This window comes from Bacteroidetes Order II. bacterium, from assembly GCA_016788705.1.
In the GTDB taxonomy this organism is placed as follows: Bacteria; Bacteroidota; Rhodothermia; order Rhodothermales; family UBA2364; genus UBA2364.
Window position 1 is genome coordinate 79979 of sequence record JAEUSQ010000038.1, and the last position, 22601, is coordinate 102579.

Consider the following 22601-nt stretch of genomic DNA (forward strand, 5'->3'; position numbering starts at 1 on the left):
TTTGATAAATCCCATAAACAAAAAGGGCAGGCCATTTCTGACCCACCCTTATTTCGGATAAACCGCTACGATTAGAACTTAAGACCAACCGTGATGGTTTGCGGAGCCGTAAAGTAATTGGTTGCGCGGTAGGCGTAATCCACACTCATTTGGAAGCCGCTTACGTCAATGTTCAGACCTGCACCAGCGCTAAGGCCCGTGTACATCGAATTGTCGTTGCCGCCTGTGATGCCTTGGTAGCCACCACGTACAAAGAGGAGATTACGGAAGCCCAACTCGACACCACCCGTATAAACATCCGGACCTAAACTCGTGGAACGGAAGTTCCCAACCAAGGTCGCAGAGGCACTACCAGCCAATGAGCGGGTATAGGTTGCACCAAAGTTCAGGGCTGCCGGCGACTCAAAGTCTTCTGCGGCAATCCGGAACGGAGTTTGGGCGGCATTCGCTGGTTGGTTCGTAATACGGTTAAAGCGGATCAGACCGTCTCCAGAGAAAGCAGATTTCGGACCGAAGTTCAAAAGTGCTACCCCAAAACGGAGGCCAGATTCACCCACGGTATAGGTCATCCCACCATCAATCGTGACACGAGATTGGCTCAGGTCGTCAATGCGCTCGTTAGAGGCTTTGAACGTAACCCCGGTCGCAATACGGTCGGTCAATTGACGTGAGTAAGAAACCCCAATCACCGAGGTTGCTGCCGAATACGTAACGCCGTCTTCAATTTCTGGCTTGGCTTCGGTCTGACGGGCAATGTCGCCAAAGTTCCAAGCCGTAAAGGTAAGGGCAAGGTTCCGTGTACCGAGGTTTTGGGCCACCCCAAAGGTGCTGATGCCAATATCGGCCACATAATTCATCCGGCTGAACAGCGCAGCCGTTCCGGTGTTGTCAGACAGCCCTGACGGGTTGCTGGCCATGGCCTCTACGGGGTTCATCCCCTTAACGGCCGTGGTGGCCACCGAACCCAACCCGATGGTACGGGCGGTGGTCGGAACCATAAGGTGCATAGATCCTGTGGTTCCTTCTTCTTGTGCAAATGCTCCGTTAGACACAAGGAAGAGGAGCAGGAATGCACATATGAATTTCAATTTCATATTAGATTCTCCTTATAAATCGGTAAAACCGGGATAAAGATTAGAAGGCCGACAATTGGATCTTCTTACGCACTACCCCAAACTTCAACACTTTTTCCCCAACATTCGGTACATCAACATGGATCAGGTACATACCGCTTGCCAGACGCAAACCGTTTTCGTTGGCCATATCCCAAGTCAGGTAGCCATTCGCCGAGTTATGCGAAAGGGTGCGCACGAGCGTTCCATCAAGGGTAAACACACGAATGGTACAATTATCCGGCAAGTCCGTAAAGCGTACTTCGTCTTTGATGTTTGAGGTTTCAAAAGCAGAAGCACCTTTGTATGGGTTCGGCGTGATACCAATACGATCCAAGCTAAAGTTAGTAGCGTCTCCAGTGAGGGTCTTTTTATCCGCCGTGGCAATTTTATGCACCACACCCGGTACGTTTGGCTTGGTAGAGTTGATACGGAATACCGTTCCTACTTCTGGCATTTCGCGGGCATAAGGCGCTGCCGTGCCACCATTCCAGTTTACCAAGACCATACGCGCCATCACTTCGCGAGCAGAACTCCAAACACCACCAGCAGCAGCGTTTGCTATGGTTGCATTATATCCACCTTGTCCCGGTGTCATATCGGTAGGGTTCACCCAATAGATTGCGTCGGTATAGGGATCGTCTGCACCACCAGAGATCGTGTGGTCTGCTGCAGATAGATTGAAGATTTTGTCTTCTACACGACCTGCAATACCAGCCGCCAAGCCGTTTGGTCCGTTTTCCAAAATAGATGGAATCATTCGAACGTCGTCTGCCGTGTTGGCAGGTGTACCGGAACCAATGTTCCAAATTTCGAATGGTACATCCATGACTGTATTGTTCGAGTTAAATTCTACGCCTTTTCCTCCAGCTGCCGTAAAGCGAATCTCGAAGTCAAAAGGTACAATTTTACCCCAACTGGCACCATCACGGGTCGTACGAGCAGTAAATGCAGAGTAAGCAGCACGACTGCCGTTGTCTGCCGTATGAATCCCCCATCCCAGACCAGCGCCAGTTGCTTTTTGTTGAACGGCGATTGCCGGACGGTCACGTGTACCCGATAGCGAACAAGTTCCATCTGCTTGGCCAGCAGGTCCCAGACAAGGGAAACCTGATGCGTTGAAGGCAAAAGCGCCCATTTCCGGTACAGCCAAAGGCCCACCAGCATTGGCAACCACTTGGAAAGACTTAAAGCCATTCGGAGCGCCATACACCGTAAACTGCAATCCATCAATGGTTGTGACAGGCACATTTTCTGGTGCATTCGTGCCCAAAGTAGCGACTGCCTTTTTACCATCAAAAACGACCGTATTGTTTTTGGTTACATTGATGATGTCATATGTTTTATAGGTAGCACTACCAATGGTGTGGTTATAGAACTTCACTTGGTACTCGTCACCCGTAATGGCCAATGGATCAACTACGGTTGCGGTTACATAACCATCTGTCGAAGAACCTACTGAAGTACTGGTTACGACATCTCCTGCTTTGGCCTGAAGTTTGGTACCACCATTTAATGCCTGTGCATCGGTGGGTACAAATTCAACACGCTTTTCAATACCCAAAAGAACTTTAGGTACCCCAGCCGGATTATAGGCATAGGCCTGTACACCAAAATAGGTGTTTTGGTAGTTTATAACACCATCCACAATATGGGAGGTCTTGAGACCAGAATCACTACCAGCTACAACCAAGGCAGACGCCAGCGGATCGTTTTCGTCCACATCATAAATCCGTTGGATTCCATTGTTTTTGTCATAGACCGCAATCACGGTTCCTTCTTGATCTACCTCGGTGGCATATTGCTTCACGATATAACCTTCGAGGTCATAGGCATACTTGGTTTCCTTATAACTGCCTAAATAGTTATCACTATTGGCAGGCCAAGACCAATTCAGGAAGATCTGGCCGTCATTGGCAGAAACCGTAACATTAGGTGCATCTGGTGGGTTGGGAGCCACAAAGTTGTTGTTGAACAGGTCTTGTGCTTTGGTATCTGCCAGGCGCAATTTAGCCAAAGAACCTAAAGCCGTTTTAGCCCGTGCCCACACAATGCCATATACAATTTCTTGTACTTCACCCGGCTTCATCGTCCAAGGTCCGGTGGACATCACAAAGCGGCGGTCACCGTTCGGCGAACGACCACCTGCACCGTTGTTGTTCATTTCCGACCAACCCCTACCCGTTACAGGATCGCCCGTAAACGCAAAGTTGCTATATGGTGGGTTACCACTCGAACCATCCCCCGTAGCCGACAAACGGCGTCCGTCTCGGCAACGACCCGTTTGGGCATAGCGATACTCCGTGCTACTGGCTGCTGGGTCACCGCATACTGGGCTACCGTTCAGGAAGTAATGGAAATAGGTCACACCCAAGCGCTTCCCATTCACCAAGGGTCCTTGGAAGAAGTCGTACCCTATGGCTGGTGGGGCAGCACCATAGCCATGATCACCACCATCATTTTCATCAGAATTATACACATAGCCCAAACTTAGGGTGGTATCCACCCCAAGGTAATCGTCCGAAGAGTCGCCCAAGTCCACATCCGACCACAACGAGAGCATCGTTTCGGTCAGGTTAGACTTCCCTTTATAGATAATCTTGGTACGGTAGAACGTCATGTTCCCCAAGTCACCAGCTTGGTTAAAGGCAAAAGCAGTGGTTTGAACTTCTACGCCAATTGGGTCGGTACTGGTGCGTTTGTGTGCGTTGCCCACATCGTTCATCACCCACCAAATCATTTGGTCCCCGATCATATCTGGACGGTCACCTTTTGTGATGTCGTAGTTGTTCGGATTGCCGTCTCCATCTTTGACAGGGGCACCAATTTGCCACGGCCACTCGGCGAGGTCGGAAGTAGCCACCCCTGTTTCATTCAACGTTGTAATGTCGGTGAGTGAAACTTTGTAGATCCGGTCATAGGTAGAACAATCTGCCGGCGGGTTTCCATTTGCGTCTAATGGTCCAGGCCAGAATTCCCAGGTTCCATAGGTAGCGGCCGCCATACGGAGTTTATTGTCTCCCTCGGTGATCCCACTCAGCCAGATCCCTCCAGCAAAGATGGCTTCGGCTGCACCGCCTTTGGGAACGGTATAAACGTTGGGGTCTCCATTCCAGAACAAGCCCCCTACGTTCAGGATCCGCGCCCGAACGTTGTTGACGTCTAAGTATTTTTCGGCTTTCCCGTTAACACAGTTCCCTACGGTCTGGGCCTCGGCGCGGGGCGCAAAGAAGGCAAAGCAGAGAACAATAGCCAAGAAGGAAAGACCTTTATGGATGTAAGAATGCATTTTTGATTCTCCTCAAAAGTTGTTTAATACCATCCTAAGCCCTGCCATAAAGCAGGGCCAGATGGCAAAGGGATCCTTAGAAGGTGAAGCGTAAACCGAGACGCATGGTGCGCGGCAAGCCGTATCCACCTCGGTTGTTGTTGCCAATCAAGGAATACTGGTCGCGACGGAGGCTACCCACTGGATACTTGGCAAGCCCATCCGGCTCAATCAAGAATCCGTCATAATCTGGCAAACCAGTTGCAGCATACACACCAAAGATATTTTCTTGGTTCAAGAGGTTTTGTACTTCCAGATAGGCCACCATTGCAGCTTTGCTCGTACCAAAGCTAAAACGGCGATCAATCTTAAGGTCAACACGGCTCGTTGGTGGCATTTCTCCGTTATTAATACCGCCTACCAAGAAGCCCGCTACTTCCGGCCCCGGAGAGATGGCATCTACTGCACGGGTACGCATGGTGTAAGGACGTCCGGTTTTAAATACACCCAGTACGTTTACCCCAAAGTTTTCGAGGAGGTTCATCCCTGCGATTTCAGGGCCTTCCCCTTTACCCAGACGATAGTCTAAGGAAACGTTTACGGCATGACGGTTGTCAAAGTTCATCCGGCTAAGGAAGTTCGGATAGAATGGGTCTTCTCCACCTAACCAAGAAATATTACCGAAAGTTGCAGGATCCGATCCCGTTCCTTCTGCAAAGGAAAGCGTATAATTCACGTTCATTTGGAAGCCCTTCATCCGGCGGAGTTCTACCTCGGCTTCGATCCCTTTGATGGAAGCAAAGTCCACGTTTTGACGTTGGTCATTGGCCGACCATGGGTAGGTGAAGATCAGCTTACGGTTGCCCACTTGGCCTTTTTGCTGACGGATGAACCCGGTTAGCGTTGCGGCCATTTTCTCACCCAAACGTTGACGGAAACCAAGCGAGTACTCGATGGTACGCGGCGGTGCAAGGTCGGTGTTGCTGGCCAAACTTCCTGAGTTTTCCCGTTGGAGACGCAAGTAGCCATACGTAGAAAGATAGTTAGAACCTGGACGTTGCGAGGTGACACCATAGCTGGCGAAGAACAACGCTTGGTCGGTTACAGGGAAACTCATCCCAATACGCGGCATCAGGTTCAAGCGAGGTTTGTAGTCTTTAAACGCACCCGGAGTCATGTCTTCCGACTTAGAAACGTGCTTAGCACCAAAATCATTACGGAGTTGCACGAATGTTGTGGCTTCACCATTGGCCGTAAAGAAGTCACCATCAATACTGCGATAACCCACAATGGCTTGTTTGCTGTCGCCGTCTTTGTATAAGACACCAAAGTCTTCACCAATGTTAGAAGGACGATTCGCCACTTCGTTGGCGCGGATGATTTCCACCAACGCATACGGATCTTTCAGAACAAGCGCATTGTTGTCAAAAATATCGGCACGGAGACCGAGGTTCAACACCAAGTCTTTGTATTCAATTTTGTCTTGGATGAAACCACCAAAGAAGATCGGACGATAAGGTGCGGTATTGGCATAGCTCTTGTCCAATTTGGAATCTTTGGAAATGGCCACCAAGTTGGCAATGTCTTCGGAGTCGGTTTCTTCTGTACCAAGGTAGTTATACCCAAAGTAGGCGATGTTCTTGTCTAAGGCGCCAAAGACCAAATCGTTCCAAGTGGCAACTTTACCTTGGTCTTTAAGGGTTACTTCTACGTTGCCATCATCATACAAGCGGGCCAAAGAACCGGGCGCTACGCTATACGAACGTTGGGTTTGTTGTTCATACTCGGCACCAAACTGAATCTGGTGGATACCCAACTGTGTGGTGGCTTCAGCCGAGAAGTGCGTTTTTTGGGTACGGCTCTTGGCATAGTTCGGCAAGAATGCACCCGGCATGCTATAAAAACCATTTACGCCAATACTCGCAAAAACACCATCCTTGGCAATTTGATTAAATGCGATATCGGTCAAGGCTCCGCTTGTAAGCGTGGAAACGCTCGAACGATACTTGGCATTCATGGCGTTTGCAGCATTATCAATATCACCGTAGAACAACGCATCCTCTACTTTATTGCTGAAGTTTGGGTTGTAGGTGACGCTGTTGGCATCTACATAGTCAAACTGCAATTGATAGAAGGTATTGTTGGAGAGGCGGTGCGTAAGGGTAGCAAATCCTTGACGGTTGCTGCTCTCGTTTTTCGTAAAGAAGTTGTAGTTGGAAATCGCTGTTCCACCGCCACCAGTATTGCTGGCAGTTTGGGAACCACCTACACGAAGCCGAACGGCTTTGGTCACGTCAAAAGTAAAGTTCCCACGCAGGTTTAGTCGTTCAAAGTTGTCGCGGCTGGCAGCACGCTTTTCGTACTGATCAATCGGAAGGACTTCCCCTTTGCGCCACATTTCAACAACGGTTCCCCCAACTAAGTTCAATTTATTGTCGGCGCCAATATCTACTTTACGGACTTCGTTGCCCGCTTTATCAATAAATATCAAGTTGGTTCCGTCATATACAGGCAAGTGGGTTGCTGCATCCACCTTGATGCGGGTGCCGTCGGGCAAATCGCCTGGTAGGTCCACATACGATTTAACACCTGCACTATTCACCACGGCGAGTACTTGTGGGCTGTTTTGCCACTCGGCAACCAATGCTTCAGGAATAGCCGGGAATTTTTTCCATGAAGGGTTGGTATCCAATTGGTTGGTGTAGGATCCTGAAGCAAAGAAACTCAGTTTGCCTTTCACAAGGGGGCCACCCAAAGAAGCCTCTGCTAAGTTATAGCCATAAGGATCTAAGAACTCGGAAGATACGCCTTCCACGGTTCCAAAGAACTTTGTGGCGCCAGATTTGGTGGTGATGTTTACCACACCCGACATGGCATCTCCGTAGCGGGCCGAGATATTGCCCACCATCATTTCCTGTTCGGAAATAGCGCCTTGCGGAATGGCCAGATCACCTGTTCGGATACCATCCACGAAATAAACAATTTCACCACTCCGACCACCGCGGGCATTCGAGCCACCACGGTCGGTTGTGGAAATACCCGCCTGAATGCCGAGGGCACCGTTTACACCACGAACCGGAAGGTTCTGGATGTCTTCACCACTAATCGTTTTTTCTGCCCCAACGGCATCCTTCGCGATCAATGGTTTTTCATAAACGATTTCAACGGATGTGACGGTTGAATTTTCCTCTACCAGAGCAAAATTCAGTTCAGTGGTACGTCCGGAACTAATCCGTACGCCCAATTCACTTTTGTTTTTGTAACCGACGAACGATGCTCTCACATTGTAGGAACCGACAGGTACCCCAATGATAAAGTAGTTTCCGTTTACGTCGCTTACCGCTCCCAACTGAGTGCCCTCCACCTGTACAGTGGCACCCGGGATTCCGGTTCCCGCAGCAGCGTCGGTGACGCGCCCGGAAATCTTACCCGTGTTTTGTGCCAACGCCAGGAAAGGAAGGCAAAGCAGTGTTAGCACTAGTGTACTCCATTTGCGAGACATATGCTACCTCCTCCGTAATGGGTTGTTTGGTAATGATTTGGGTTGTTGTTTGTTTGGCTGAATGCTAAAGTGAGTTTCACTTCAGGGTTGGCTGATAAAAAACCGTCTTGGAGCAGGGAGGGCTAATCCCGGGCCACGAGACGGCGGTTGGTTTCATGTTTATGGGCAGCGTGTGCTGTTTGGGTCGGAACGTATGTTGAGCAGCAGTAACCATTTACCATATACTACTTTTGTTTTTAGATCAATGGTGGGGTTCATGACACCTCAATATACGACGGCTTTTACCGAACTCAAATATAGCAACCCAATAAGATTAATGTCAAGAAAAACAAATTCCCTTTCAAAATCAAGTCAATTTTACGTCCCCGCAACTTATTAAAGGCTGAAAGCGCTAACAGCTTGTTTTTACTTAACAAATCGCTTGACTATTTTGAATTTCTACAATGCAAAAACATATCTATATCACACTATTTAAACTTAAATATTTTAATTTATTAATTTCTACTCATCGCCATATGGTCTCCCTCTCTGGGTGCAATTCTTAAATATTTTTTGACTGAAAGCGTTATCTGGATAAAAAAATCGGCCTTATCCAAAGAAACACAGACAGAAAGCCCATCCGATTCAGTCAACGCCAACAGAAAAGGTTGTCCGAATAACGGACAACCTTTTCTGTTGTTTGGTGGCGCGTTCCTTATGGCACATAGACTACTTTAACATTTCGAACGCCATCTATGGCCTCAATTTGTGTTTTTACCACTTCTGTTATGGTATCGTCCACACATACTGCCGTGATGGCTTCCCCCCCTTTCCCCGAACGTCCAAGGGTAAAAGTGGCAATATTGATTTGGTTTTCTGCCAAAATACGCCCAACGGCAGCAACCATACCGGGACGGTCCACATTGGTATAAAATAAAATATGGCCCTCTGGCTTCACTTCGAGCGGGAACCCGTCTATTTGAACCATTCGCGGATCTTCCCCGACAAAAACCGTTCCTGCCAGTTTACGTATGCCCGAAGACGTATGGAAGGTAATTTCGAGCAATTCCGTAAAGTTTCCGGCATCGTCACTCCGCTGTTCTTCGAACACCACCCCCATTTCGTGGGCAATCACCGAAGCATTAATGTAGTTCACGTAGCTATGCCATTTCGATAAAATGCCACGCATTACAGCCAACGAGAGCAATTCGGAATATCGTTTGGGGACGTCCCCCATACAGCGAACCACCACTTTTTGGAGCGAACCATCCATCAGTTGTCCGGTCACCTGACCCAGTTTTTCTGCCAGTTTCAGGAAAGACTGAACTTCGCTGCGGGCAGCCATACGAATAGCAAAGGAGTTCACCGACGTCCGGACGGAGCGCCCTTGTAGCGCTTCAATCAATTCAGCAGTGACTTCTTCCGCCACTTTAAATTGGGCTTCTTTGGTAGAGGCGGCAATATGAGGGGTTGCGACCACATTCGGATGTTCAATTAATGGGCGCAAATGGGGGCTTGGCGGCTCTGTGGAATACACATCTAAGGCCGCTCCACCCACCTGACCCGACTCCAAGGCCGCAAGAAGGTCTGCTTCATTGATGATTTCGCCTCTTGCACAATTCACCACCAGAACGCCTTTTTTACACTTGGCAAATGTTTCTCGGTTCAATAAACCATTGGTTTCCTCGGTCAATGGCGTATGTACCGTAATGATGTCGCTTTGGGCATATAATTCGTTTAAAGAAACCAAAGCAATGCCCAAGCGTTCGGCAACCGCATAATTCAACATAGGGTCATACGCCAACACATTCATGCCAAACCCCCGCATTCGCTCTGCCACGGCCCTGCCAATTTTTCCGGCTCCGATTACACCAAGTGTTTTGCCAAAAATCTCGGTTCCATTAAACTTATTCCGCTCCCAAGCGCCGGATTTTAAGGAGGCATGGGCTTGTGGTAAGTGTCGTGCCAATGATTGCATCATGGCACAAGTATGTTCGGCCGTAGAGAGGGTATTTCCATCCGGCGAGTTCATCACCAGCACACCCCGTCGGGTAGCCGCGTCCAAGTCCACATTATCCACGCCCACTCCGGCACGGCCAATCACCTTCAGGTTGGTGGCGGCTTCGATCAACTCTGCCGTAATCTTGGTTCCACTCCGGATGATCCAACCTTCGTATTCTGGCAAAATGGCTTTCAGTTCCTCTTTTGGAAGTTTAAGCCGGACGTCGGCCTGAATCCCTTTTGCTTCCAACATCGTGGCACATGCTTGGTCCACGGCATCGGTGATAATCACTTTTTGTTTCATGAAATTGGCTTATTATCGTTATACATTTTTTGCTATCGCCCTAAATACATAAGTTCAGGATTGCTTCTCGTCCTATTTTCTTTACAGACGAGCTTTCAATAATTTGAACCTCCAAGGCTTTTTCCACCAACACCCGGTCTATTTCGCGCCGTGTTGCGTGCCGCTCTTTTTGGTTGAGTTTATCCATTTTTGTTAGCACCACCACATATAATACAGGCAACCCCTTCATAAACTCCATCACCTCCTGATCCAAGTCGGTAGGTGGGTGGCGGCTGTCTATTAGATGAAAGACCGTTTGCAGGTTTTCCCGCTGGTTCAAATATCGGGTGATGAGCTTCCCCCAAGACAGGCGATTGGTTTTGGAGGTCCGTGCATAACCAAACCCTGGTAGGTCCACCAAGTAATAGGATTGGTTGACCATATAATAATTGAGGGTTTGCGTTTTGCCGGGCGTACCACTGGTATGGGCAAGCCCTCGGCGTCCCAGCAGCATGTTGATCAGCGAACTTTTTCCGACATTGGAGCGCCCCATGAAGGCAAATTCGGCAAGGCCATCTTCGGGCAAGTCGTTCCAACCGGAAGCGCTTTTCACAAACTGTACCTCCAGATGTGCGTCGCGTTTGGCAACCCATTTTTCCGGTTGCGGAGCAAATTCCAGAGGTTTTTCCATGATAGGCAATAAAAAAAGGGGGCGCATCGAATCCGATACGCCCTAAAAACAATTAAACCTTTAGTGCAGCGGCCACGGTCTCTCCAATGAGTGCCGGATTTTCCACAATCGTAGCACCCGCCGCTTTCAAAATAGCAAACTTTTCGTCGGCGGTACCTTTTCCACCCGATATAATGGCCCCTGCATGACCCATTCGGCGTCCTGGAGGAGCTGTTTTTCCGGCGATAAATGCAAACACAGGCTTGGTCATCGTCTTGATGAAATCGGCTGCTTCTTCCTCTGCGGTTCCACCAATTTCCCCGATCATCACCACCGCCTCGGTCTCGCCATCGGCCTCAAACAATTCAAGTGCATCACGGAAGCGGGTTCCAATAATAGGATCCCCTCCAATACCAACTGCGGTAGATTGCCCCAAGCCGCGACGAGTGAGTTGGTCAACAGCTTCGTAGGTAAGCGTCCCAGAGCGCGAAACCACCCCAACCGATCCGGGCGTAAAGATCATACCCGGCATAATCCCTACTTTTGCTTGATTAGGCGTAAGAACGCCTGGACAATTCGGCCCTACAAACCGCGCCCCAACTTTTGCACCGTAATGATAAACGGGCAACATGTCCTTGACCGGAATCCCTTCGGTGATACAAATCACCAATTTAATGCCCGCATCAAAGGCTTCCAGAATGGCATCTGCGGCAAATGCAGGCGGGACAAATATGATGGACGTATTGGCGTCTTCGGCTTCTACGGCTTTTTGCACCGTATCAAACACTGGGCGATCTAAGTGTTTGGTGCCGCCTTTGCCGGGCGTTACGCCCCCAATGACGTTTGTTCCATACTCAATCATCTGCTCGGCATGAAACGTGCCTTCCTTTCCGGTGAAACCTTGAACCACAAGGCGGGTATTCCGATCTACAAGGATACTCATACAGTTTTGGGCTTATAGGGTTGTGATTTTATTGATGTTCGCTATGGTTGAAATTGTTGAATAGAGGAAACTAAGCCACAGCGCCGGAAAGAAACATGAAGCAGATCGGCATTTCATGCGAAAGTTTGTGGAATTGCTTCAATGATACCACTGCCTTGCTCCATTCGGCGCGAGACATGGGTTCTTTACGGTATGAACAAGACAGCCTCTCCTTCCTTGAGGATGCGGAAGCCCTGCGGCCCTAAGTCTTGTGCCTCGATCGCGGCGCTCAGTGCCAAAAGTGGATCATCCAATCCCTCATCAGCCATCTCGAACGTTCCGTAGTGCATGGGGATGGAGGTTTTTATGCCCAATTCGCAGTGCATTTGGACCGCTTGGGCCGGGGAGACATGGACTGGCGACATAAACCACTCCGGACGATACGCCCCGATGGGGAGGATGCCCACATCAAAGCCCTCTGGAAACTGTTTTTGAATCTGCTGCACAAAGGGACCATATCCCGTATCGCCCGCAAAATAGAGCCGTTTTTCTTGAACCGTTAACACAAAACCGGCCCAAAGCGTTTTATTACGATCAGAAAGCCCGCGTCCGGAAAAATGTTGTGCGGGCACACATGTTAGATGCATCACATTAGACAAGTTTTGCGTATCCCACCAATCCATTTCCTGTACCTTCCGAATATTTTGGGACGCCAAAAATGCAGCATTGCCCAATGTCGTCACAATTTTACAGCCAAAACGATTTTGCAGCCGCCCTAAGGTCTTAGGATCGCAATGGTCGTAATGATTATGGGTCAGGAGTACTAGGTCTATTGGGGGCAAGTCCTCAAAGCGAATCCCCGGTGGACGCACCCGCTCCGGCCCCAACCAAGAAATAGGACTTACCCGTCGGGCATACACCGGATCTGTCAGGATATTGAGGCCCTCCCATTGTATCAGCATCGTGGCATGATTGATGAAGGTAATCCGTAGCCCGTTGCCTATACGGTTTGGGGGTTTCTCCCCAGAGGGCTGTTCTGAATAAGCAGGCCAGTACCCCACATTTTCGCGGTTTATACGCCACTTTAGCACATCCCAAAGCCCTTTCTGAGGCACATCGCCCAGATTCTGGAAGTGCGTGCCATCAAAATGATCACTCTTGGGGCCGATATAACCCGGAGCAGAAAAAGTGAGATCTGCCACCCAAGCAGCAAAACCACCCAGTCCAAGAACTCCGGCAAGTCCTTTTATTGTTTTGCGCATAAAAGCTCTGCGGTCCATCATTTTTTTCTTGTTTGCACCCAGTACCTTATTCTTGCCAAAAGGTTGCACCACTTCCCGCTTAGGCCCAACTATTCCATCCTTTTAGATGAGCAAGAAACTTTTTTGCATTCTATACTTGCATCTCTCCTACAAGTGTAGTATTTTAAAACTACAAACGTAGTAACAACATGAAAAGACGTATTCTTCAATCTTTAGGCGAGGCCGAGTGGGAGGTACTCCAAGCCATATGGCAATTGGGCGAGGCTACCGTAAGCCAAGTTCATGAGCGCATCCGAAGTCAACGAGAAGTTGCTTATACCACCATTATGACGCTGATGAAACGGCTTACTGAAAAAGGCTACTTATCCTATACGACTCGTGGCCAAGCTTATGTTTACCATGCGAATATAGAACCAGACACCTTTAAAGACGCCATGGTCTCTGAGGTGGTGGAAAAGATATTTAATGGTTCGCCCTTGGCCTTGGCGCAAACCCTTTTTAAACAAGAAACCTTTTCAGAAGCGGATCGGGCTGAAATAGAATCTCTCCTCGCCCAAATCCGCAAAAACGAATCATGACGGAGGCCCTTCAGATGAATGCCGACTTAGTAATAACATTGCTGTATAAACTTTGGATGCCCATGCTGGCCTGGACATTTGCGGCATGGAGCTTATGGTTCTTTGTCCAGAAGCATGGAACCCGCCATCCGGTCTTTCGCTACCATGTTTTGCGCGTCCTCATTCTGCTGTTACCGATTGGCCTGCTTGCTGTCGCCTGGATCCCTTCTCCGTTTTCTAAAAATGATCTAGCAAATAAGATAGAGGCCACATCGCCTCCTGCGAACATAGCGCCCACTTTGCCCGCACCTTTTCTACCCAATCCTGTACCACCGTCTATCCCCCAACCAGATATTCAAAATCCTCCGATCAATTTCTCCTGGCGTTTGGTACTGGATTGGGGCATATTGTGCCTAACCGCTTTTGCCGTCATTTTTGGTTTAATGCGATTTGTACAGCTATTTAGAGAGCATTATGCCTTATCTCGTTTCAAGGAAGAAGTATTTCACCTTCCTCCCGACATAGAAAAGGCCGTCATACATTCTTTGGAACTCCCTCAAAACATCGTACTTACCCACACCAAGTCCATAGAAACACCCCTGACTTTTGGATGGCCAGAAGCCTACATTGTGCTTCCGACCACGTTGATCACCGATGAAGAGGCCCGACGATTGGCCATCCTGCATGAATTGTGTCACATCCGACATCACGACTTTCTACAACAATACCTCTTGCGCGGATTGGATGCCGTATTCGCCATTAATCCGATGATGCGCTACCTTATCCTCCAATTAGAAGCAGAGCGCGAACTGATTCGTGACGAAGAAGTGGTACGCCACCCAGATGTTTCGTCTTATGCCTATGCCTCGAACCTGTACAAACTCGCCACAACCCAAGACCCCTTATTCATCACATCCTAAGCCCAATACTCCATGAGATGCCCCTCGCTTGCCATTTATGCCTTCTCTCCGGCTCAAAACCTCAAAACCCGCCTTCAAAACTTGGCAACCAACCGGGCGTATTCTCCACGTGAAAAACGAAACACCATCCTGCTGCTAACCATCACAAGCCTCATCATATTAGCTGGTTTGATTGGTTTCTTTGGTGATCCAACTGAAGCGCCCATCTCCCTTCAAAAAGCAAAAAGCACCTTTTTGCCCCCAGACCCTTATGCTTCAGTTATGGTTTTTACCAACTTAACCTGCTGGGTAGATAAAAAGCAAGTATGCGACCACCCAACAACGTTTAATGTAGAAAAAATTGGGGTAATCTACTTGGTTGATATAGGCTTGGTCACCTTTTCGTTACAACCTTTTGCCGATGCAAAACCTATTGGAACGGTGAAAGGAAAAGAACTCATACTCAATCTGTCCAATACACCTCTACACTTGACCTCACAATTTGATATTTTGGTAAAAGCCCAAGGGAAACCCATTTTGGTTTATGGAAAACAAGACATAGGCTATGAAATAGAAAGACTATTAGGTCTAGCTCCCGAATACAAAAATGTATCATATAGGAGTACAGCTACGAGTTTCGAGGGGGATCAATACACCTTTTCAATAAGCAACATCAATCGGTACGAAACCTTATATGCAACCAGACCAAAGCCAGGCTTAACCTTTTCTCGTCCAACAATCCAATTGGAAAACCTAGTAATACCACCACCCATGTTCTTAAGCCATACGCAATCCATAAACAATCGTTCTTTGGACACAATCCATACAAAAGATCATGACATATTATCCTTGATGGGTCTGGAAACCTATGGATTATTCCAATTCTCTTTACATCCTTTTAAAAATGCAACACAATCTGCACAAGTGGAAGGCAACAGGTTGCGCGTCCAGACGGCTGTGGGCTTACTCCAAATCACCACTTCCGAAAATATCCTATTAACAGAGACCGGAACCATCTGGTTTACGCTTATTCCATCCACTTCTTATCGTAAAGACGAAATTCACCGTGAGCAAGCGGCTTGTCGGGAACAGCTAAAGGAAGCCCCAACATTTGCCGAACAGAACTGTCGGATAGGCGGCTTCAGAATGCCCGTCTATTTCGAGAGGAGGGAATTCTAAGCCAGTGCTTAGGCCCATTCCACCCCTGCAAGGACTTCTGTCTTGGACCAGAGCGCCTCGCCGAGCACTTCGTCGTAGCTGAGGGCAGACGATTTTACGGCTTTTCGGTTGCTGAAATAGCGCCCAGAGATGCCAACTACCTCCGGCGAAGAGGCCAGATATACTTGTGTGGCCGCTCCTTTTTCCACCGAAATGGCGGATAGTTTTTTGGCAAACCGCCACGCCCCAACAAAAAGTTTACCCATAGCGCCCGATGCATTGTTATCGCCAAAATCGGAGGCCACAAATCCTGGATGCAAACAGTTGATGGTAACGCCGCTGTTTTCTAAACGACGAGCAGCAGCATAGGTAAACATGATGTTCATCAATTTGCTATTACAATACTGCCCCCAGCCGCTATATGCTTGCCTCATCTGCAAGTCCGACAAATTAATTTTGCCCGGTCGGTGCGCATCTGATGCCACATTTACCACACGCGCACCTGGCGTTTGCATCAGGAGGTCCAACAACGCGTGTGTCAACAAGAAATAATTCAGGTGATTCAGCGCAATCGTTTGCTCCACCCCATCCGGACTTTCTTCATACTTTAGGAACATGGCACCGGCATTATTCAGCAATACATCCAAACGGTCGAAGCGCGACTTATAGGTATCCGCCAGTTGCCGAACGGCCGTCATCGAGGACAAATCTGCCAGCAAATAATGGAGTGCCTCATTTCCCGTGGCCTGCCTCACTTCCGAGACCACCCTCTGGCACTTGGCCTCGTTCCGTCCAACCAGTACCACTTGTGCACCCATCGCCGCCAGTTGTTTAACAGACTCGGCGCCGATGCCCGCCGAAGCGCCCGTAACTAAAATTGTTTTGCCTTTCATTTAGGAAAGAATCTGAGGATTAAGGAAATAAAAGAATGGAACGACCAGGGCGCCGTAAGGTTGCTCCGTTTGTCGCCCGACACTGTCGTTTCAACCGGAATCGCTTTTCTTCCCGTTTAATTCGTTTTGATAAACCCCCAATCGCTTCGCTTTTTAATTAGCTTTATCCGTTACCATTTTCCAATTCACCAGAATGAACCATCCATGAGTTTAGTCCCTGCAAATACGGAATCTATTCTGGCAGATAAAGCCGAATATTATTTGGGATTTAATGCCCCGAAAATTAGTAAAGAACAACTCCATTTGCCAGGCAGCGATTTTGTTGACCGCGTTTTTGGCATTAGTGACCGGACACCCCAAGTACTGCGCTCCATTCAAGCCATGTTCGGAACAGGTCGGCTTGCCAATACGGGCTATCTGTCCATTTTGCCCGTAGATCAGGGAATTGAGCACTCCGCAGGTGCTTCTTTTGCCAAAAACCCGATCTACTTTGATCCCGAAAACATCGTTAAATTGGCCATCGAAGGCGGTTGTAATGCCGTATGCTCCACCTATGGCGGTCTTGGCTCGGTAGCACGAAAATACGCGCATAAAATCCCGATGATGCTCAAAATCAACCACAACGAATTATTGACCTATCCCAATAAATTTGACCAAGTAATGTTTGCGCAGGTCAAGAATGCATGGGACATGGGCTGTGTTTCGATTGGCGCAACGGTCTATTTTGGATCAGACCAATCCACACGTCAGTTAATGGAAGTCTCTGAAGCCTTTGCCTATGCGCATGAACTGGGCATGGCTACCGTCTTGTGGTGTTATACCCGCAACAACGCCTTTAAAGTAAATGGCGTAAACTACGAAACAGGCGCCGACCTGACGGGCCAAGCCAACCACCTTGGCGCAACCATTGAGGCCGATATTGTTAAGCAAAAACAACCAGACTGTAATGGTGGTTTTAAAGCCCTCAATTCTGGCAACTCCAGCTATGGCAAATTAGACGAGCGGATGTACACCGAGCTTGCAAGCGATCATCCGATTGACTTGACGCGCTATCAGGTGGCCAATGGCTACATGGGCCGCATCGGCCTCATCAACTCCGGCGGCGGCTCTGGCTCCAATGACTTGCAAGAGGCCGTTATTACCGCTGTTGTTAACAAACGTGCTGGCGGAATGGGACTTATTTCCGGCAGAAAAGCCTTCCAACGCCCCATGAATGAGGGGGTCGGGATACTGAATGCCATTCAAGATGTCTTCTTAGACGAATCCGTAAGCATTGCATAAGTACGGATATCTTCAACGCTTTGGCCCCCGTTCCTTGTTGGCGGGGGCTTTTATGTTATCCTCTCCCATTGACGACGCAACAAGCCCTATTTTATCGTATCTTCTAGTATTACACACAGAAGGGCCCTATTCCTGACAGCGTAACCATGTTTACTTCCTTTGTTCATAGGCTGCTTTCAATAGATGATTTTGTTACGTAGCCTGATGCCATATTTTCGTCAATGCGAACCTAAAACCAACGAATGAAAGAAGGTACCGGAATGTCTCGTGTCTCGTTTCACACCCTTGGCTGCAAACTGAATTATGCCGAAACCAGCACCATTGCCCGCGACTTTAAGGCGCAAGGCTACAAGACCGTGCCCTTCGAAACAGCCGCCGACGTAACGGTGATCAACACCTGTACCGTCACCGAGCAGGCCGAGGCCAAGTGCCGTAATGCCATTCGTCGGGCACTACGCGCCAATCCCGACACTTTTGTGATTGTTACGGGTTGTTATGCACAACTCAGACCAGAAGAAATTGCCCAAATTCCCGGAGTGGATGTGGTGCTCGGCGCACAGGAAAAATTCCAAATTTTCTCCCTCCTTAAAACCTTCGAGAAGCAGCCACAAACACAAGTGGCAGTCTCTTGTATAGATGATGTCGTGGCCTTTGGGCCGTCATACTCTTCCGGTGAACGTACCCGCGCTTTCCTGAAGGTACAAGACGGATGTGACTATACTTGTTCTTTTTGCACCATCCCACAAGCACGTGGAAAGAGCCGATCGGCACCAATCCCCGAAACGCTCCGTTCCGCCCGCGAAGTCATTGAAAAAGGATATAAGGAAATTGTCCTTTCTGGTATCAATATTGGGTTGTACGGACAAGAACATGGAACCGACCTACTCGCTTTACTGTACGAGTTAGACCAACTCGAAGGAGTGGAACGCTTCCGTATCTCCTCTATCGAACCCAATTTGCTCACGGACGACATCCTGCGGTTTGTTGCCGAGTCTAACAAATTTCAGCCCCACTTCCATATCCCGCTACAAAGTGGCGACAACGAGGTTTTGGGGAAAATGCGCCGACGATACCGCCGCGAACTGTATGCAGAGCGTGTGCAGCGTATCCATCACCTCATGCCCGATGCCTGTATCGGAGTGGATGTCATTGTGGGATTTCCGGCAGAGACCGAGACCCATTTCGAGCAGACCTACCAGTTCCTGCACGAGTTGCCCGTCTCGTATTTCCATGTATTTACCTATTCGGAACGACCCAACACGACTGCCGTGGAACAGTTGACGCGCATGGGAACACCAGTACCTGCAAAAGAACGCGAACGCAGAAGCAAAATGTTGCGTATTTTATCCGCCAAGAAGCGATTGGCCTTTCATCAGGCAAATACGGGAACCACACGTCCAGTGCTTTGGGAGGACGAAGAAAAAGGCGGACTTATGTTTGGCTTCACCGATAACTATGTTAAAGTCCAGACGCCGTATGATCCTGACAAGGCCGGAGCTATCGAAATAGTAACCTTGGGGACTTTGGCCGAAGACGGAACGGTGAAACGGGGAGAAAATGCTTTTATCTCAATTCTTTGACCAAGTCGGCAATAAAAAGGCTATCCAAGGCCTCAAAAATATCTATTTTTTTTTGAAGTTATTTTTTGGCGCGATTTTTAGTCTATACTATAATATAGAACCATAGACCCACCACCCAACGGAAAAGAAAGGGAGCTTTTCCGGTTATGGTTGTTTATCAAACGCCCGTCATCGCCACTTATGTAGGTTGGGGCAAAAACACGCGCTTCATGGAAACCAATTCCCTTTCCGACCCTTCGCAGGTACACTATTTGGTCGTCGTGCATGGCATGGGCGAACCACGCGAAGGAGCCACTGTTCTGCCCGTCATCAATCGCATGGCCGAGATTCGGGCAAAGGAAATGTACCCCAACCTTGATCTTAAGTTGGGGATTAAAGAAAACACCATTTCACTGGGGCGGATGCTCCCCTCTGGTGGGCGTCAAAAATGGGTAGAATTCAAAGGCATTCCCATCAAAACCACATCCAATGATCAAGACGTCTGTGCCCCTGCTTCAGGAACCCCCACAGCAACTTTTTTAGGAGAACCTTCCGACTGTGGCACCAATATCCGGTTCGTGGATCTTTTCTGGGGCGATGTCACCACCCAACTTTTTCCAAAAGCCGCCGAACCCGTTAACCTGTGGACACGGGCCTTAATCAACCGCGTGGAACAACGTTGGAATGCGCAACGGCGCGACAAAGTGTCTCATTCTGGCCTTTACCAAGCCAATGTAGAGATTCAACTGAAGGTGCTCTTAGATAACCTGCGTAAAACCTTGATTCCCATACAGCAGGTACTTTCGCTTCGGTTCCGGTTTTTATCCGAACTTATTTTTGATAAGTTTTTAGGTGATGTTCAGCTTTATGCCGAATACATGACCTGCCGAGAAGATGCAATCAAGCGTTTTCACGCCAAAATGAGCGAGGTACACCGTGCGCATGATATGACGGAAATGGAACGCAAACTTATGGGTGGTGAACCCCGTAAACCTGTTTACCACGTAATTGCACACAGCCTTGGCACCGTCATGTCGTTGGATGCCTTGGTTGACGGAGCCGCAACCGAAGCGTCTTGGTTCCCTTTCGTCAAAAATTATGTAACCTTAGGCTCCCCTATAGATAAGTTTCTGATGCTGTGGCCAGAAAATTACCACCACCTAGACAACCTCAATCATCCGAAATGGAAGGGCTTGGTCTGGTCCGAACGTGCGTCACAGGTTCAAAAAATTAGACACTTTAATTATTGTGACGAGCAAGACCCCGTAGGCCATAACTTAGACTTTTTGGAAAAAAAACCCGTAATCAGACATTTGTTCGAAACTGTCGAAGACAAAGTATTTGTCCGGTATCCAGTTCCCGGAAAGGCCCATGTAGATTATTGGACAGATGCCGAGTTGTTCCGGCATATCTTGCATGTTACCATAGATGACAAGCCCATTACCGACCCCAAACCACGCAAAAAACAGAATTTCCGGAAAACCATGCTGGACATGATGGCCTTCGATCAGCAAGCGGAGGCGAATCAGGCCACGACCAAAAACAATGAAGCCGCCCCTGTTCAGTGGTACATTCCGAAAATCTATAAAGAAGTGACCAAAATCTCTTATGTCTTGCTTCCCTTGATTTTTTGGACGGTTTTGAGCGCCCTACTGTTGTTTTTTGGCCTTGGAACCTCTTTTGCCAAAGAAGGCGCTGGAAAATTATTCGACGATTCGGAGTTGGTCTCCAGAACCCTGCTGGCCTTTACTTTTCTTGGGGGGTATGGCCTCTCAGAATTGCTTGCTACCTTAACCGGAAAATCTTTTCAGGAGTGGATTCGTTCCACGAAGCGGCCCGCTTTATGGGCTACCATTGGAATAACGGCTATTACACCTGTCATTTTTACGGGCATTATCACCATCGGAACTTGGGCCATGCTCCTCATAGGCATTCTGATCGGTATCCTTTGGCTATACTTCCGCGTAATGGAGCTAATGATTCAGTGGAGGCAAATGACGGTCATGCTTACCGATGCCACCAATAAAAATGCACCAGAGTTGGAAGACCGCATGACCAAACGGGTTATCTTACGCATCCGAATTGCAGTCTGGGGGCTCTTGTTTCCGGTCTTGTTTCTTTTTTTCGGATCAGAGTGGTTCGACCATGTGGTGGATTTGCGCATTTTTACGACATCCCCCCTCCCAATGCTGACCAATTTGTATCACCAACTTTCGCACGGGTTGGCAGACTTGTTTTTTCCAATTGCGATGTTTGTGGGTCCTAATCCGGATTACACCCGTTACCACAATGTGGTCGTCACAAGTTTTGTCTTGCTTTCGATGACAGGTTCTTTGGTATATGTATATCGGGCCTTGAAATACTTTATTGAACGAAGAAAAACGATCAAGATGAAGCAGGATATGCATGATAGGGCGGCTTTATTCGCCCCTGAAATGTTACCAGACGCCCGTTCAGAGGCCGCGCTTGGTAATAGTAATTCTGCCAAAGTCTCGCAGACGTCAACGCCTCAATAAACCCGTCGCCCACGACTGAATCCCTATCCGTTGGAATATTCTGGCGGATTTTTTTATCCCCAACTTCGGAGGGTATAAAAAACCTTTTCTCGTTTACCTTCTGCCATGTCCCTCCTTTGGGTACAAGGCATATGGAGTGCTGTTCTATGTTTTATGTTTTTGCAAAGTACGCTTTCGTTGCATCTGACGCGGACCGTACCAGAGCCAAAAACCAGTGATACTAAATACCAACAAGGCCAAGCCCATGATACTGGTGTACAAAAGTTTAATAATCCCACCTTGGGTCTCTAAATAACGATCCAATATAGAGGCGTCATGAATGTGCTCTACCAAGTCGGCATTTCTGCGTTCAATGAGCAGCACTTTTCCGGTTGCCCCGTCTAATTGAATGCCCCAATAATGATCTGCAAAGACAAATTTGACGCTTCCCTTGTCTTGTCGGACGTCAATTCGGTCTAACTGTGTAGAAAGTTCGGGCGAAACTTTTTCGTGTAAGGTCCGATTTGCCACGGCCTGCAATTCATGTAAAGGTTTCCATTCCCGCAACTCCGTTGTGGTTCCTTTTTGGGTAGGCGCCAGTAACCATCCATTACTGTTCTTTTTCCACCCCAGCAACAAGCCAGAGACGGCAATCACCATAAAAAAAACAAAGAGAAAAATACCAGTTATCCGATGAATCGTCCGAAAAGTACGGAGCGTTTGGGCTTGTTTTTTTCGTTTTTCGATACCTTGCATGGAA

The 22601-nt window shown here is 48.4% G+C and carries 15 protein-coding genes; 6 read left to right on the forward strand and 9 right to left on the reverse strand.

What is annotated here, in order from left to right; genetic code table 11:
* Positions 1–71: 71 nt before the first annotated feature.
* The 7 genes from JNN12_09565 to JNN12_09595 all read right to left on the reverse strand — a co-directional run bounded on the left by JNN12_09565 (position 72) and on the right by JNN12_09595 (position 13020).
* Positions 72–1094, reverse strand: a complete 1023-nt coding sequence (locus tag JNN12_09565; GenBank protein ID MBL7978579.1) for a PorV/PorQ family protein — start codon at positions 1092–1094, stop codon at positions 72–74.
* Positions 1095–1134: 40 nt separating this feature from the next.
* Entirely contained in the window at positions 1135–4401 is a 3267-nt protein-coding gene (locus JNN12_09570) for a T9SS type A sorting domain-containing protein (GenBank protein MBL7978580.1), read from the reverse strand.
* A gap of 76 nt (positions 4402–4477) precedes the next feature.
* Positions 4478–7858 carry a TonB-dependent receptor gene (locus JNN12_09575; protein ID MBL7978581.1) on the reverse strand — a complete coding sequence of 1127 codons (3381 nt, stop codon included), beginning with the start codon at positions 7856–7858 and terminating at the stop codon, positions 4478–4480.
* Positions 7859–8576: 718 nt separating this feature from the next.
* Complete coding sequence (locus tag JNN12_09580; GenBank protein MBL7978582.1) at positions 8577–10166, reverse strand: phosphoglycerate dehydrogenase; 1590 nt, start codon at positions 10164–10166, stop codon at positions 8577–8579.
* Positions 10167–10206: 40 nt separating this feature from the next.
* Complete coding sequence (locus JNN12_09585) at positions 10207–10836, reverse strand: YihA family ribosome biogenesis GTP-binding protein (protein ID MBL7978583.1); 630 nt, start codon at positions 10834–10836, stop codon at positions 10207–10209.
* 52 nt (positions 10837–10888) lie between these two features.
* Positions 10889–11758, reverse strand: a complete 870-nt coding sequence (sucD, locus tag JNN12_09590) for a succinate--CoA ligase subunit alpha (GenBank protein ID MBL7978584.1) — start codon at positions 11756–11758, stop codon at positions 10889–10891.
* 185 nt (positions 11759–11943) lie between these two features.
* Complete coding sequence (locus tag JNN12_09595; GenBank protein ID MBL7978585.1) at positions 11944–13020, reverse strand: MBL fold metallo-hydrolase; 1077 nt, start codon at positions 13018–13020, stop codon at positions 11944–11946.
* Between the two features lie 167 nt (positions 13021–13187).
* Between JNN12_09595 and JNN12_09600 the strand changes: the two genes are divergently transcribed.
* The 3 genes from JNN12_09600 to JNN12_09610 are packed head-to-tail and all read left to right on the forward strand — an operon-like array spanning position 13188 to position 15634.
* The gene (locus JNN12_09600) at positions 13188–13577 is read left to right on the forward strand and encodes a BlaI/MecI/CopY family transcriptional regulator (GenBank protein ID MBL7978586.1); all 390 of its coding nucleotides are present in this window, start codon (positions 13188–13190) and stop codon (positions 13575–13577) included.
* On the forward strand, positions 13574–14476 hold the full coding sequence (locus tag JNN12_09605) for a M56 family metallopeptidase (GenBank protein ID MBL7978587.1): 903 nt from the start codon (positions 13574–13576) through the stop codon (positions 14474–14476). Before JNN12_09600 ends, JNN12_09605 begins: the two co-directional genes overlap by 4 nt.
* Positions 14477–14488: 12 nt before the next feature.
* Positions 14489–15634 (forward strand): hypothetical protein, encoded by a 1146-nt coding sequence (locus JNN12_09610; GenBank protein MBL7978588.1) that lies wholly within the window; start codon positions 14489–14491, stop codon positions 15632–15634.
* An 8-nt stretch (positions 15635–15642) separates the two neighbouring features.
* Here JNN12_09610 and JNN12_09615 read toward each other — a convergent pair whose 3' ends face one another.
* Positions 15643–16506, reverse strand: coding sequence for an SDR family oxidoreductase (locus tag JNN12_09615; protein ID MBL7978589.1), 864 nt, complete (start codon positions 16504–16506; stop codon positions 15643–15645).
* Positions 16507–16710: 204 nt separating this feature from the next.
* On the opposite strand from JNN12_09615, the gene JNN12_09620 reads away from it, so the two are divergent.
* The 3 genes from JNN12_09620 to JNN12_09630 all read left to right on the forward strand — a co-directional run bounded on the left by JNN12_09620 (position 16711) and on the right by JNN12_09630 (position 21862).
* Positions 16711–17787, forward strand: coding sequence for a class I fructose-bisphosphate aldolase (locus tag JNN12_09620; GenBank protein MBL7978590.1), 1077 nt, complete (start codon positions 16711–16713; stop codon positions 17785–17787).
* A gap of 260 nt (positions 17788–18047) precedes the next feature.
* On the forward strand, positions 18048–19367 hold the full coding sequence (mtaB, locus tag JNN12_09625; GenBank protein ID MBL7978591.1) for a tRNA (N(6)-L-threonylcarbamoyladenosine(37)-C(2))-methylthiotransferase MtaB: 1320 nt from the start codon (positions 18048–18050) through the stop codon (positions 19365–19367).
* A gap of 209 nt (positions 19368–19576) precedes the next feature.
* On the forward strand, positions 19577–21862 hold the full coding sequence (locus JNN12_09630) for a hypothetical protein (protein ID MBL7978592.1): 2286 nt from the start codon (positions 19577–19579) through the stop codon (positions 21860–21862).
* Between the two features lie 144 nt (positions 21863–22006).
* On the opposite strand, the gene JNN12_09635 is transcribed toward JNN12_09630, so the two are convergent.
* Entirely contained in the window at positions 22007–22597 is a 591-nt protein-coding gene (locus tag JNN12_09635) for a PepSY domain-containing protein (protein ID MBL7978593.1), read from the reverse strand.
* Positions 22598–22601 lie beyond the last annotated feature (4 nt).

Excerpts from the sequence above, each read along its gene's own strand:
- JNN12_09565 (MBL7978579.1), bottom strand. The coding sequence starts at position 1,094 with ATGAAATTGAAATTCATATGTGCATTCCTGCTCCTCTTCCTTGTGTCT.
- JNN12_09570 (MBL7978580.1), bottom strand. The coding sequence starts at position 4,401 with ATGCATTCTTACATCCATAAAGGTCTTTCCTTCTTGGCTATTGTTCTC.
- JNN12_09580 (MBL7978582.1), bottom strand. The coding sequence starts at position 10,166 with ATGAAACAAAAAGTGATTATCACCGATGCCGTGGACCAAGCATGTGCC.
- JNN12_09585 (MBL7978583.1), bottom strand. The coding sequence starts at position 10,836 with ATGGAAAAACCTCTGGAATTTGCTCCGCAACCGGAAAAATGGGTTGCC.
- sucD (MBL7978584.1), bottom strand. The coding sequence starts at position 11,758 with ATGAGTATCCTTGTAGATCGGAATACCCGCCTTGTGGTTCAAGGTTTC.
- JNN12_09595 (MBL7978585.1), bottom strand. The coding sequence starts at position 13,020 with ATGATGGACCGCAGAGCTTTTATGCGCAAAACAATAAAAGGACTTGCC.
- JNN12_09600 (MBL7978586.1), top strand. The coding sequence starts at position 13,188 with ATGAAAAGACGTATTCTTCAATCTTTAGGCGAGGCCGAGTGGGAGGTA.
- JNN12_09605 (MBL7978587.1), top strand. The coding sequence starts at position 13,574 with ATGACGGAGGCCCTTCAGATGAATGCCGACTTAGTAATAACATTGCTG.
- JNN12_09610 (MBL7978588.1), top strand. The coding sequence starts at position 14,489 with ATGAGATGCCCCTCGCTTGCCATTTATGCCTTCTCTCCGGCTCAAAAC.
- JNN12_09615 (MBL7978589.1), bottom strand. The coding sequence starts at position 16,506 with ATGAAAGGCAAAACAATTTTAGTTACGGGCGCTTCGGCGGGCATCGGC.
- JNN12_09620 (MBL7978590.1), top strand. The coding sequence starts at position 16,711 with ATGAGTTTAGTCCCTGCAAATACGGAATCTATTCTGGCAGATAAAGCC.
- mtaB (MBL7978591.1), top strand. The coding sequence starts at position 18,048 with ATGTCTCGTGTCTCGTTTCACACCCTTGGCTGCAAACTGAATTATGCC.
- JNN12_09630 (MBL7978592.1), top strand. The coding sequence starts at position 19,577 with ATGGAAACCAATTCCCTTTCCGACCCTTCGCAGGTACACTATTTGGTC.
- JNN12_09635 (MBL7978593.1), bottom strand. The coding sequence starts at position 22,597 with ATGCAAGGTATCGAAAAACGAAAAAAACAAGCCCAAACGCTCCGTACT.